The 12670-nt window shown below is 40.9% G+C and carries 12 protein-coding genes and 1 pseudogene; 5 read left to right on the forward strand and 8 right to left on the reverse strand.

Features of this window, described 5'->3' with window-relative positions; all coding sequences use genetic code 11:
- Positions 1–17: 17 nt before the first annotated feature.
- Positions 18–881, reverse strand: a complete 864-nt coding sequence (locus EV690_RS07610) for a LysR family transcriptional regulator (protein ID WP_131912397.1) — start codon at positions 879–881, stop codon at positions 18–20.
- Between the two features lie 122 nt (positions 882–1003).
- On the opposite strand from EV690_RS07610, the gene EV690_RS07615 reads away from it, so the two are divergent.
- From EV690_RS07615 to EV690_RS07625, 3 genes are all read left to right on the forward strand, one after another.
- The gene (locus EV690_RS07615) at positions 1004–1960 is read left to right on the forward strand and encodes an NADP-dependent oxidoreductase (protein WP_131912398.1); all 957 of its coding nucleotides are present in this window, start codon (positions 1004–1006) and stop codon (positions 1958–1960) included.
- A 450-nt stretch (positions 1961–2410) separates the two neighbouring features.
- Positions 2411–2623 (forward strand): transcription antiterminator/RNA stability regulator CspE, encoded by a 213-nt coding sequence (gene cspE, locus EV690_RS07620; protein WP_131912399.1) that lies wholly within the window; start codon positions 2411–2413, stop codon positions 2621–2623.
- Positions 2624–3018: 395 nt separating this feature from the next.
- Positions 3019–3222, forward strand: coding sequence for a hypothetical protein (locus EV690_RS07625; protein ID WP_131912400.1), 204 nt, complete (start codon positions 3019–3021; stop codon positions 3220–3222).
- A gap of 686 nt (positions 3223–3908) precedes the next feature.
- Here the strand turns inward: EV690_RS07625 and EV690_RS07630 are convergent.
- On the reverse strand, positions 3909–4772 hold the full coding sequence (locus EV690_RS07630; protein WP_131912691.1) for an SDR family oxidoreductase: 864 nt from the start codon (positions 4770–4772) through the stop codon (positions 3909–3911).
- Positions 4773–5032: 260 nt separating this feature from the next.
- Here EV690_RS07630 and EV690_RS07635 point away from each other — a divergent pair, with 260 nt between their 5' ends.
- On the forward strand, positions 5033–5578 hold the full coding sequence (locus EV690_RS07635; protein WP_131912401.1) for a TetR/AcrR family transcriptional regulator: 546 nt from the start codon (positions 5033–5035) through the stop codon (positions 5576–5578).
- A 551-nt stretch (positions 5579–6129) separates the two neighbouring features.
- Here EV690_RS07635 and EV690_RS07640 read toward each other — a convergent pair.
- From EV690_RS07640 to EV690_RS07660, 6 genes and pseudogenes are all read right to left on the reverse strand, one after another.
- Positions 6130–6708 (reverse strand): RBBP9/YdeN family alpha/beta hydrolase, encoded by a 579-nt coding sequence (locus EV690_RS07640; protein ID WP_131912402.1) that lies wholly within the window; start codon positions 6706–6708, stop codon positions 6130–6132.
- Positions 6709–7145: 437 nt separating this feature from the next.
- Positions 7146–7517, reverse strand: a pseudogene (locus EV690_RS07645) (nucleotidyl transferase family protein); the annotation flags it as partial.
- A gap of 248 nt (positions 7518–7765) precedes the next feature.
- On the reverse strand, positions 7766–7891 hold the full coding sequence (locus tag EV690_RS18720; RefSeq protein WP_224055065.1) for a hypothetical protein: 126 nt from the start codon (positions 7889–7891) through the stop codon (positions 7766–7768).
- Positions 7839–8324: a GNAT family N-acetyltransferase gene (locus tag EV690_RS07650; protein WP_224054932.1), complete on the reverse strand. Its 486-nt coding sequence runs from the start codon at positions 8322–8324 to the stop codon at positions 7839–7841. Before EV690_RS07650 ends, EV690_RS18720 begins: the two co-directional genes overlap by 53 nt.
- A gap of 15 nt (positions 8325–8339) precedes the next feature.
- Positions 8340–9236: a fumarylacetoacetate hydrolase family protein gene (locus EV690_RS07655; protein ID WP_131912404.1), complete on the reverse strand. Its 897-nt coding sequence runs from the start codon at positions 9234–9236 to the stop codon at positions 8340–8342.
- Positions 9237–9251: 15 nt separating this feature from the next.
- A complete protein-coding gene (locus tag EV690_RS07660; protein ID WP_131912405.1) occupies positions 9252–10625 on the reverse strand; it encodes a 2-hydroxycarboxylate transporter family protein in 1374 nt (457 codons plus the stop codon).
- 518 nt (positions 10626–11143) lie between these two features.
- Here EV690_RS07660 and EV690_RS07665 point away from each other — a divergent pair.
- Positions 11144–12664 carry an ATP-binding protein gene (locus tag EV690_RS07665; protein ID WP_317986178.1) on the forward strand — a complete coding sequence of 507 codons (1521 nt, stop codon included), beginning with the start codon at positions 11144–11146 and terminating at the stop codon, positions 12662–12664.
- Positions 12665–12670: the final 6 nt, after the last annotated feature.

Raw genomic sequence — 12670 nt, forward strand, 5'->3', positions numbered from 1 at the left:
CGTCGCTTCATGTGACCCTAGTCAAATAGGGCTGTAATGGCCTCAACTAGTTTTTGGGTTCGGGGTGTTCGATGGCTGTCAGGGTGAATCACTAGCCATATTTCTTTGATATCAATACTACTGGTCATGATTTGTATTAAGTCTGGGTAATGACTGGCCACGATATCTGTCGATAGGACACCGATGCCGAGGCCTTTGCGAATCCCTTCAATCAATACATTTTGAGAGTCCGTTTCTAGGGCGATTTGAGCGTGGTTAATGGATTCACCACATAGCGTTTGCCAGTATTTGGGCAGTGTTTGTTGGTGATACATAACAAGCTGGTGGCCAGAAAATCCGCTTCCTTTTTTAGGCTCGCCATGATGGCGCAAATAGCTTTCGCTGGCGAAAAATCCCAATGTTGTTGTTTTGAGAAGTTTGACGATGAGTCCATTATCGGTTGGTCGTTCGCTGCGGATCGCGATATCAACATCCTCTTGTCTCATATTCGCCAGTTTGATGTTGGCTAAAATAGTGTAGCTAATTTTTGGGGCCGTCTTTTTCAGTTGTGTTATAGCCTCAAGAACAAAGTAATGTGCCAACGCATCTGTCGTTGCGATACAAATTTTTCCAGATAATTTAGACGCCGGTTCACAGACTTTCTTCTGGATACTCTTAGCCGAAGATTCCATCAACTCTGCCTCAGCAATGAGTGCTGTACCCGCCTCGGTTAACTGATAGCCATCACGGTGGCGATAAAATAATTGTGTATCGAGTGCTTGTTCAAGAGCTTGCAATCGTCTGGCGACGGTTGCTTGATCCACTCCTATCTTAAGCGCGGCGGCCCGAGCACTGCCGGTTCGGGCGACGCAAAGGAAGTATCGTAAATTGTCCCAGTTCATGATTTGTCCTGTCGCTATAACATCTGCATTTTTGCAGCATTATAAGTGATTAATGCTGCATTATATCAGATAAGCCAAGAGTCTATGATGACAACTCCCGTAAATTTGAACGAGGCTACATAATGAAAGCACTGATGGTTGATGAGTTTGGTGGGATCGATAAGTTATCGCTTAAAGATATTGAGATACCATCATTATCCAAACGACATGTATTAGTGAAAGTTGAGGCGAGCTCTTTAAATCCGATTGATATTAAAACTCGAAGAGGTCAAGGTGCCGCTAACCACGCCTTAGTGAAGTTACCTATGATTCTGGGGTGGGATGTTTCGGGAACCATTATCGGGTGCGCCCCAGACGTTACCGAGTATCAGCCTGGCGATCAAGTTTTTGGTTCTGTTGGCTTTCCCGGGTTAGGGCGAACGCATGCCGAATATGTCGCCGTTCATGTGGATCACTTGGCGTTTAAACCCACAACCATTTCACATGTGCAATGTGCGGCCGCAGCGATGGTCGGATTAACGGCTTGGCAGGCTCTTAGACCTGATTTTTTAATTAGAAAGGGTGATAAAATTTTGGTTTTCGGAGCTTCTGGAGGCGTGGGGCATATGGCTGTGCAGCTAGCATCGTCTCTTGGTGCTGATGTTTTTGGCACGTCATCACTAGATAAAAAAGAGTTTATTCAATCATTGGGTGTCGCGCATTACATTAATTATCGGCAGACTCAATGGTCTGAATATCCTCAGGATTTTGACTATATTCTTGATACAGCTGGTGGCGATAATACTCGCGCATTGTTACCCCTTTTGAAAAAGGGAGGAACGCTTGTTACCTTACTCCCCCATAATGTCGAAGAAATGTCTCGTTTGGCGAAACAGCAGGCGAAGCAGTTTAAGTTTATTTTAATGCGCTCTGATCATTGTGACATGGCCTGTGTCGCGAAATTACTCCAAACCGGTGCAATGGAAGCGAAAGTCTCGCAGGTGTTGTCTCTAGCTGACTACGCTATAGCGCATGCTTTACTTGAGTCGCATGACCTGCTGGGGAAACTGGTTTTAGTGCCAAACCTGAAGCGTTTCTAAACGTTGGGTTGTGTCTGGACCATCATTTCTTGAGTTGCCTCAGCGTCAAGCTTCGTGTTGTGGCGAGCGTTGGCTCGTTATCTGAAGGTCTGCCACGTACAAAAAGCAAGTTAAGCCGTAGACTTTAAAAAATATAGATGATTGTTGTCTTAACTTTGTTCCTCTAAGAGAGAATTTTGTTTTATTAAGCCAAGATAGAGCTGTTCTGCGGCCTGGTTTGAAGTAGGTGATTGGGATAAGCACTAAAAATAAAAGAAAAAATAGATATCTATTGTGTAGATATAGTGTATAGTACTCATCAGCTCAAACAGTGAGCTATTGATAAAATATTTAGTTTAAGATCTTCTCAGCTTTTTTTGATTTAATTTGTCATATTTATCCTGCGATACCTTTTTCTTCATCCTTATTTAGTAGCTTCCTTTTCAATTTAATTAATCTATCGAGAAAAATATGTCAAATAAAACAACTGGCTTAGTAAAATGGTTTAACGAATCAAAAGGCTTCGGATTTATCACACCTGAGAATGGTAGTGCGGATCTATTTGTTCACTTCAGTGCAATCGTTAGCGACGGTTTCAAAACATTAGCTGAAGGTCAAAATGTATCCTTTAATGTCGAAGAAGGTGGCAAAGGCCCCCATGCTTCTAACGTTATCGTATTATAAGTCGTAGCCCAATTGAGGTCTTACCTGCTTCATCATTATGGTGAGATCTCTTCAAGTACTAAGTAAGGAATCAAATGAGTCGAAGAACTAATCGAAAACTATATTGGTATTACACTTTGCGTGAGCAAAAAATACCTAAAGAACAAAAATTAGCTGTTCTAAATTAAATATTATATTCATTATAAGAAGCTTCTTTGATTATTTAGCATATATCAGCTAAATAATGATGTACCAGGCATTATATCTGAATAGAGTAATGACTAAATCGGCATTTCATTTTGAGCAAATTAATGTGTTTTCAATCTGAAATGACCCAATTGGTACAGGTAAAAGTAGAGTATAATCGTTGCGAAGGCGAACAGTATCAATTATGGGATCGACGAGGTAAGTCATATATGAAAAGAGCAGTTAGAAGATCAGGTAAAAAAAATCAGAAAAGCAACTTTGAAGAGCGGTTTGCTTCGATGGTTAGCGAATACCATAAAGCGAAAGAAATCCTCGATTCTATGGTTGAAGGTACCGCAGAGTATGTTAAGCAGAAAAAAATATGTGATAATTTATTTGCGAGTGCTGAACGATTTGTCAATGCAAATTCTTAATGTATTAGGGCATTTATTCTAATTTATCAGAGAGATACATAGATAGATTTTGCTCTAGAATTTCGATTCGTTCTCGTCATCTATTTCCTATATCGAATAGCGATGGGGCCAATAGTTGTCGATTGAACAGACCTCTTTTAGTGAGTCAGAATGACGGACAGACAATACCATGGCCTGTCTTTAATCACATCCAGAAACGCTCGTAGACTCCTAGATATATGACGGATATTGAGAAGATAGAGATAACCCCCAGGTTCTGCAGGGCATCAATCTTCCACTATTGTGATTAAAGCATCTAGATGCTATTTGTGCTTTAGCATCACTTTCAGATTCGACTATCCCCCAATCCCTGCCAAAATTAGAATGATGAACCCTGTTTGGGGTCCATTGCTATCGATCATTTGTTCACAAATTGGTCTCTCTTGAGTTACACCAATGCTGAGGCCTGTGCTGATCCAAGTTACTCCCTGAGTCTTGATTACGCTTGCTAATCTGAATAAATCATGAAAAGAGTCTTGCGGTGAAAAAACTTGATTGAGTTGATTTTGTTGTATTGCAGTGACTTGTAAGTCACTGTATTGGATTAAGAATGTCCCAAATGCTTATTACTATGAATGCTTTTCTTCATAAGGTCATAGTAGGCCGAATAAACACATCGACACCTGCTTTAGAGCTCTGTTCCTAACTTATCGTTTAGCGTTTAACTTGTAATAAAACTCTTTAAGGTAATGTGTGCCATAGCATGGCGCCACAGCATCTTGCCCCATCAGCGTTAAAAAAAACTCTGAAGGCCCTCCCCATTTTTCTGGGATCCTTTTGACCACCGCTAAAAACAAGCGTCTTAGCCAGTCGGGTAAATAGGTAATGTTGCTCGGTTTACTTTGGGCTGAAAAAGCTAATTCAGCAATCTCCTTTCCCGATAGGACTTCAGGGCCACCGACCTCTAACTCTTGTTCAGATTGATCTACCGCTTCAAGACAGAACTTGGCGAGATCTGCGCCGTGAATAGGGTTGAGTTTCAGATCGCCAGAGCCAAATAAATAGATATGTCCTGCCGTCGCCATGTTATACATCTCTTCTAAGTCTGAAAAAAAGCCATTTGGCCTGATGACGCATGGTGTGAGAGCTTCAGATTTCAAGAGTCGTTTAGCAAAACGTTCTTTGGCATCTAGCAACCTGACATCGGGATATTTCTGGGCATGAAATGCAGAGATATAGATGAACTTACGAACACCTGCATGCTCTGCTTGCTGCAGTAAATTGATATTGGCCTTGTAATCGACATCCATGTAATGCAGGCCATCACGTTGTCTGGTAATGCCGATACATGAAATAACCACATCAATTCCATCACAAATACCGACGAGCGACTCAGGGTCTGTGATCTGAGCCTCGATAATATTCTCATCATCAACCCCCATAGATAACAGCTTAGTTTTATCTCGTGCCAATGCATTAAATTCAACCTGATCCGCTAATAATTGGCGAACGATATGTGATCCCAGATAGCCGGTAGAACCTGCGACTAAAATGCGATTTTGGATGTTCATCATTGTTTTCCTCAGACGACTCGAATTCTGGACTTCTCATCATGTATGGCTCATTGATGGTTTTAGGGAGAATCGCTCTTTTCTCCTATCGGGGGCGACTTCCCAGCCCATCGTCAATCCCGATAATCTTATTTAGACCATCTGGTCTTTTAAAAATAAGCCGTTTCGAACCTGAAGTAAAGGTTTTTGTCCACTTGGTCTAAATAAAAATCACTATGCTATACTGCGGATCTCAGTATTTCATAGAGTAAAAAATACAGATGCCAAAAGTCGTTGATCATGATGCCAAACGTGAAGAAATAGCCTTAAACGCGACCAAAATATTCCTAGAACATGGCTATAAAAATATTGGTATGAGGCAGCTTTGTGAACAACTTGGAATGAGCAAAAGCGCTGTTTACCACTATTTCAAGAGTAAAGATGAGTTGTTTCTAGCCGCCACAGAGGCAATTGTTAACTTCGATGCCATTGTTCTTGAATCTAGACCATCAGTAACTGAAGCGTCTCTTGAGCAGAAAATCGAAAACTTCCTGCTGATCTTTCGTCAAATCGCACCTCGTTTTTTTCAGGAAATTAAGCTGGTGATGGATTACATCGACGTCATCGGTTTAGAAAACATTGCTGACGACCCGTGCATGTATACTGCCAACCAGAAATACCTGACTATGCTTACTAACTACGTATCAACATCTCATAGCGATGAGCTTTTTACGTTAATGCTTGGTCTATTAAATCATCAACTTATGGTGGGCAAGGATCTAGAAGATGAGTACATAGTGACCCAAGTTCAACATTGTTTGAATTAATTCGATAAGTGAAGCGCTGATCCGTATCGACAACTTGTGAACCAGGCTCTATGAGCAAGGCAAAAGGTAAAATCACCAACGGGCATTCGCACAATAGGGTAAATAGGGTACTTAAACAATTTAGTTCGTTTTTTCTGAATGGACGATAAAGCTGGGCGTTGCGGTGGTAACCAAACCCACAGAGTCACGGCCTTGATGATGAAAGAGGTTCAGCTAATGCTCGGTGGGAAAGCTTTACCAACTCGCGGTTTTCGTATACGCAAAGTTGATTTGCAGCTCAATTACAGTTGCATCAGTAAACGAACCCATACCGTTGAGGGGAGGTACGCTTGCCGAGCCAGGCCCAGACCGCCTACCTTGTGGTTGATGCCATAAGCCCCAAAGTTTTTGTCAAAGACCCCGGAGATTTTAATTCAACTTAGCGATCCAAGATGCGTCTAAACAGTGGACAACCCCATCAAAAAGCTAAATCGCTTTATGATTATATTCGAAGACAGACTAAGTATATGTAACCCTGACTGTTACACAGAATTATTTACAGTCTCCATGCCCTAGTTACTATTGAGGTGTTCAACTAAAAACTGGTGGATATGAAGCAGCCCCCAGGGCCATTTACCAAACCCAGATTGTGCATTAATATGAACAGCTTCTCCCATATCGGTTAACTGCGCTCCCCAAGTATCTGCCCAGTGATTCGCTCGCTCCCATCCCATTAAAGGATCATTATGACTCGCGAACATCAGTACCGGGCACGTTGGCTTAGCTTGCAGCTCATCTGATAGTTCAAAACGAATAGGATCAGCAGGAGCCACTAAAACAATTGCCGCAATTGATTCGGGTTCAGATAAACTCAGAGCAACACTGGATAATGCTCCAAAACTATGTCCGATTAAAATAGCCGACTCGTCTGATGGTAGTGTCCGCAACGTTCGTTGAATTGCTAATGTCCAGGCATATAAATCTGGCTCCTTCCAATGTTTCTGACTAATTCTTAACCAAGAAGGAAATTGTTCATGCCAGTAACTTTGCCAATGTTCCTCTGGACTGTTCCCGATACCAGGAACTAACACAATCTGATAACGACCGGAAAGATCATCAACTGGATTAGACAATTCATTTAACTTTAACATGATGGGGACCTACTGATTTTTTATCATTCTTTTACAGTAATTATCGATAAAACAGATTAACAGCGATAGAGACCCGAAAACAAGCGACAACTGACTCATAATCCAAAATAGTCAACACAATCCAGACCAAAGGGAGCATTTTGGACGACGCTGACGGATAATTTGAAGAAAATAAATGGATTTTTGCAAGAAGCACGACTTCTGGTCCATCGGTCTCTGATTGTTTAAATTAAGTCGAAACATAAACAAGATTTAATCTGACTCTAGCTTTGAACTCAGCAAGTATCAAGATGAAAAGTGGCTCAGCACATAACTCACTGCCAATAAATCAGCGTTCAGGATCGGGGGATATTTTGACCATGAGATCACTGGACTCCAGCATCCCCGCGATAGCCTCTTGCACGATATTTATAATGAATTACCTAAAAAATGAAATATTAAACAGAAAGAGGTTCAACATGATGTTGAATCACTGACAGGGTCGTCTTGGGTACGAGGCGGTGGACCTGCTGAAAATTCTGCTGACGAAGCAGCTGTCGTACTGCGGATGCTGATATCGGTTTACCCTTAGAACCACAAACCCGCGGGATTTCAACGACATCAATAACAGGCGAAGATGTGACAGCGCGATTAGCTAACCAGTAATACATCTGGGCATTATAAGCTGCGGTTACAAGACAATACGGCTCAGTCCCAACAAAACGGTGGGTAATACCCAATGCTGGGCCAATAAAACAACGAAACAATAATAAGTCGATAGCTGCATAAGCATGTTCGACCTGCTGACTCTCTTTTATAAAGTAACTAGGGACTGTTGACCTTTGGTGGTTAAATTTTGTTCAAATTAAACGCATTTTGAACGCGGCTCCCCCTGCGTCGCTTAGAGTGAAGCAAGCAGGGAGCAACAAAGTTCAGGATGCGTTTAAATGAACCCCAAGGGCAGTATCTGAGAGGAATTTATCCAGCGTTAAACGTTCTTTGTGGAGAATAACTACACGGCACAACGTTTGCCTTGCCTAAATCCCTCTCAGATTTCTGCAAAACTAATCACGAAAGGTCAATAGTCCCTAGGAAAAGTCGCCCTAGAAATTAAATATTCCCCACCGGCATGGACCGTCACCCGGGGCAGATCAGCAATCCCCTCTTGTACCATTGCCAATCGCACCTTGCTCACCGGATTCATGTCGTGATGACGCAAGCTTCTGGCAATACCATTGGATCCCAACCGGTGTATTTTCCATCAATAAAGCCTGATTGGGCGCTTCAACCAATGGATAAAAACCGCATTGGCCGAAAATATCCCGATTCTCTGGCTTGGTATAAAGGAAGAGATGGGTTCTCCCTTGTTCATGTGCAAAATTCTCGACTTCATTGAGCACTCGAACCGCTAGATTTTCACCCTGCCATTGGGGAGAAACAGCCACACAACGAATGGTCGACCCAGCAAGCCCGGCACAGCTAACCAGTTTATTGTCTGAATGCACAGTCAATAAAAAATCCAATGAAGCATCATAATCAATATCAACTTCATGCAGTAATTCACTAACCTGCAATGAAGGTTCAGACAAATGCTCCAAAGTATGCCATTCAAATTGAAGTGGAATATAATCGTCCATATGCTTTCTCCTACCTCAACACGCGATTGAGCCCACCGATTCCTGTGCTGCAGTGGATGAAACCGACAAAGGTAACTCATCATCAGTGACCTGATTGCGCAAACAACCGATCTGAGAAATAGCGACTTCAATTTCATCACCAGGCTGTAAAAACAGAGGTGGATTTCTTTTTTTACCAACTCCGCCCGGTGAACCAGTAATAATGACATCACCTGGTTTTAATTCTGAGAACGTTGAAATATAACGAATTAACTCAGGAATGCGATGTATCATATGGGCCGTATTATCTTGCTGAACCTGTCGACCATTCAGTTTGGTTGTTAAAGTCAACGTATGTGGATAGGGGATTTCATCAGTGGTTACAAGCCAAGGGCCAAAGGCACCCGTGCAACGCCAATTTTTACCCGCAGTAAACCAAGCATGTTGCCAGTCTCTGGCAGAACCATCCATATAACAGCTGTATCCAACCACGTGGGATAGGGCATTTTGCTCGCTAATTTGATACCCGCCTCGACCAATCACAACAGCCAACTCACCTTCGTAATCAAACTGTTGAGAATAACGAGGCTTAATCACAGGCTGAAGATGACCTGTTTGTGAATCAGCAAAACGAACGAACAATGTCGGTGCTGGATCATGTTCATCAAATTCCTGACGTTTTTGCTGGTGGTTCATTCCAACACAAAATATTTTTCCAGGATTAGGAACGACAGGTAAAAAGCTCACATCATCTTGTGATAAGTCACAAAGCAGGTTGTTTCGTTGCTGTAATTCATGTAATGCGCCGGCATCTAGTAATGCTTTTAAATCAGGGTAACGACTACGAAGTTCTGCGCCTGCATCAACAATGCTCTGACCGACAACGATCCCGTAACTTAACTGATGAGCATACCGATAGCTTGCAATTTTCATATCCCCTCTTTTTACTTAATGAACAATGAAATTACCTAGGACTAATAACGCAACCGATACATTGATTGCACCACCAATACGGGTCGCAATTTGCGCGAAAGGCATCAATACCATGCGGTTACCCGAAGTCAGGATAGCAACGTCACCTGTACCGCCTTGTCCGCTTTGACAGCAAGAAACAATTGCCACATCGATAGGGTACATCCCAATTTTTTTACCCACGAAAAAGCCCGTTGCAACCAACGACAGAACCGTCGTAACAATCACAATGATATTTGAAAACGTGAAGGCATTAACTAATGACTGCCATGGTGTAATAGCAACCCCAACCGCAAACAGAATGGGATAAGTAACAGATGTTTGGAAGAAACGATAAACCACATGAGAACCTTCCAGTAAGCGAGGAGAGACACCATTGAACAGCTTAATCAGTACCGCAATAAAGAGCATTCCAACTGGTGCAGGCAGACCAATCGCTTTTTGAATTAAAATACCAACCATGTACAGCAATACAGCGAGCAATACACCTGAAGCAATACTGGTTACATCGAGTTTGCCAGTCATTTCACTGGTTAAAGTTGTAACGCCATCCAGATCGTCTTTACTAGGCAGAAGGCTACCTTCACCGGTTAGATGTGGGTAACGTTTTCCTAATTGGTTCAAACAACCTGCTGTAATAATGCCAGTTAAGCTACCTAACATAACAATCGGTAGGATTTCGCCAAATGCAACCCCTTGCTGCATATGTAAAATAGTGGCATAACCAATCGATAAAGGAATTGCTCCTTCACCAACACCACCAGCCATAACTGGTAAAATAATGAAGAAAAAGATATGAAATGGCGACATACCTAACGCGATGCCGACTAATATGCCAACAACCATACCAACGACTTCGCCACACGCCATTGGAAAAAAGATCCGCAAAAAGCCCTGAATCAACACTTTACGATTCATACTCATAATACTGCCGACAATAATGCAGCAAATATAGAGATATAGAATATTCGTTGATTTAAAAAAATGGGTGGTCGAAACAACCACTTCATGAGGAAGTAAATTATAAAAAACTAGAGCGGATGGAATAAATGTCGCACAAATTGCCGCCGCTCCCATTTTTCCTAAAATCGGCAATCGTTTTCCGAATTCACCACATGCAAATCCAAAAAAAGCTAATGTTGCAACCATCACAACTAAATTACTTTTTAAGCTATGGGTTATACAATCTAACCCAATTAAAAGGCCACACAAGATAAATAGGGGTAATGGAATAATACCTATTTTCCAGTGGTCCATAATATGCCACCATTTTTCTTTTAACGAAGTCTTGATACCTGTTTTCTGCGTATCTGTCTCAGCTGTAACAGATACATTATTTATTGTATTCATAATGGGCTCCTCTAAATGAGGACTCAATCATAGCTATTTCCCATACAATTCTTATGTGAATATTATCAAACTTTCCTCACCCCTTTTAAAACCATTAAAGTTTCTATGAATTATTTAAAATTTAATAAATTTAATCAGTTTTAATTATTTTTATAGATTTAATAAATAAAAAAGTTTTTATGGTTTTTATTCGCTACAATCCAACTAAATCCATATATTTTTGCTGAGTTGTTCACACTCTTTGCACCTGGATTATGCTCTAAAAATAGAAAATGGTAGTTTAAGGGCCATTTATCTTGGAATGCTCGATTTTGTACATATTAAATGCGTTGATAGGGTGCAGTGGCAGATGCAATGTAAAATATATTCAAGAGCCGCATTGATTCTAGACATGCTCAGTAACGAACCAAGCAACTAGACAAACATAATTCGGTTATTTTGATATGAAAAAGCGTTTACCTTTTCACATAAGACTATTCATTTATTTATCACTTTTCACATCATTACTCATTGTCATTATGACCATGACTTTTTCTTTGGACTTCGATCACCTATTTTTTAGTCAAATCCGTTCAAAAGCAGAGATCCAATCAAATCAAATTGCTCATCTAAAAAGCCTGATTCAGGCCATTGAAGATCATGATAAAGCCGCCATCAAAGCCATCATGAATCCATTAGCCCAAGAAAGTGATGCGAGTTACCTGGTCATTGGAGATAACCACGCTCGGCACCTCTATCACTCCAATCCGCCCCCACATATGAGCCTCTATATGGTTGGGGGCGATAACAAACCCGTTCTGGCAGGCAAACATATCGTCACCATCCGAAAAGGCGGAATGGGGTTCTCATTACGCAGTAAAACGCCCATATTCAATGCACAACATCAAGTGATAGGCATAGCATCGGTTGGTTACCTCATTAAGTATATTGAAAAAGTATCTTATGCCAAGCTCGATCATGTCCTCTATATTTCGATCATTGCGTTAGCCTGTTTATTTACCTTTATCTGGTTTTTCTCAAAAAATATGAAAAAACATATGTTTTCTATGGAACCAGATGAAATTGCCTACCTGGTCAGACAGCAAAAAGTGTTATTAGAAAACATTTATGAAGGGGTTATTGCAATTGATAGCCAATTAACCATTACCCATATTAATCAATCGGCACGTAAGACATTTGAAGCTACCGAAAAAAACAAAATAATTATTGGCGAAAAAATATCAAATCTCATCACCGATTGTTCACTTTTAAATAAAGAGGAAATGGAAGAGAATGATATTTCAGACCAACTTCTTATGTTTAATAATAAGCCCGTTATTGCAAGCCGGAATCGATTATTCTTAGACAATAAATTATTAGGTTGGGTTATTAGCTTTCGTGATAAAGATGATATTAACAGTCTGACCCAGAAGTTAAGCCAAGTCAAAAAATACGCAGATAATTTACGAATACTTCGTCATGAACAATTAAATTGGACAGCGACTTTAGCCGGATTATTGCATCTTGGAAAATATCAGGAAGCCATTCAATACATAGAACTGCAGTCGTCCGATACACAGGGCGTTCTTGATTTTGTATCCAAACGATTTACCTCTCCTTATCTATGTGGGCTTTTACTAGGTAAGTATTCAAAAGCTAAGGAAAAAGGCGTTGTGCTTGAATTTGATCCAGCTTGCGAGTTAAGGAGCAAACCTGATACCCTTACCGAGACTGAATTTATGTCTATTATTGGCAACTTAATCGATAACGCCATTGAAGCGACACTCAAATCAGAGCAATATGAACCCATTAATATTTATTTATCAGAGAATAATAATGAGTTCATTATCGATATATCCGATCAAGGTATCGGTATTGATGAGTCAAAGATCGATAATCTATTTACTAAAGGGGTGACCTCTAAAAAAGATAAAGTCGAGCACGGACTAGGGTTACATCTGGTATCTAATTATGTAAGCAAAGCCAATGGATATCTCGAATTTACACCTAATTCCCCCAAAGGGGTTCGGTGTTCTATCTTTATCCCTAAGCAACTATGATGGTCG

The organism is Celerinatantimonas diazotrophica (genome assembly GCF_004339545.1).
GTDB classification, from domain to species: Bacteria; Pseudomonadota; Gammaproteobacteria; order Enterobacterales; family Celerinatantimonadaceae; genus Celerinatantimonas; species Celerinatantimonas diazotrophica.

Coding starts and splice junctions, on each gene's coding strand:
- EV690_RS07640 (WP_131912402.1), bottom strand. CDS start 6,708: ATGTTAAAGTTAAATGAATTGTCTAATCCAGTTGATGATCTTTCCGGT.
- EV690_RS07655 (WP_131912404.1), bottom strand. CDS start 9,236: ATGAAAATTGCAAGCTATCGGTATGCTCATCAGTTAAGTTACGGGATC.
- EV690_RS07630 (WP_131912691.1), bottom strand. CDS start 4,772: ATGAACATCCAAAATCGCATTTTAGTCGCAGGTTCTACCGGCTATCTG.
- EV690_RS07615 (WP_131912398.1), top strand. CDS start 1,004: ATGAAAGCACTGATGGTTGATGAGTTTGGTGGGATCGATAAGTTATCG.
- EV690_RS07650 (WP_224054932.1), bottom strand. CDS start 8,324: ATGGACGATTATATTCCACTTCAATTTGAATGGCATACTTTGGAGCAT.
- EV690_RS18720 (WP_224055065.1), bottom strand. CDS start 7,891: ATGAATCCGGTGAGCAAGGTGCGATTGGCAATGGTACAAGAGGGGATT.
- EV690_RS07660 (WP_131912405.1), bottom strand. CDS start 10,625: ATGAATACAATAAATAATGTATCTGTTACAGCTGAGACAGATACGCAG.
- EV690_RS07635 (WP_131912401.1), top strand. CDS start 5,033: ATGCCAAAAGTCGTTGATCATGATGCCAAACGTGAAGAAATAGCCTTA.
- cspE (WP_131912399.1), top strand. CDS start 2,411: ATGTCAAATAAAACAACTGGCTTAGTAAAATGGTTTAACGAATCAAAA.
- EV690_RS07665 (WP_317986178.1), top strand. CDS start 11,144: ATGACCATGACTTTTTCTTTGGACTTCGATCACCTATTTTTTAGTCAA.
- EV690_RS07610 (WP_131912397.1), bottom strand. CDS start 881: ATGAACTGGGACAATTTACGATACTTCCTTTGCGTCGCCCGAACCGGC.
- EV690_RS07625 (WP_131912400.1), top strand. CDS start 3,019: ATGAAAAGAGCAGTTAGAAGATCAGGTAAAAAAAATCAGAAAAGCAAC.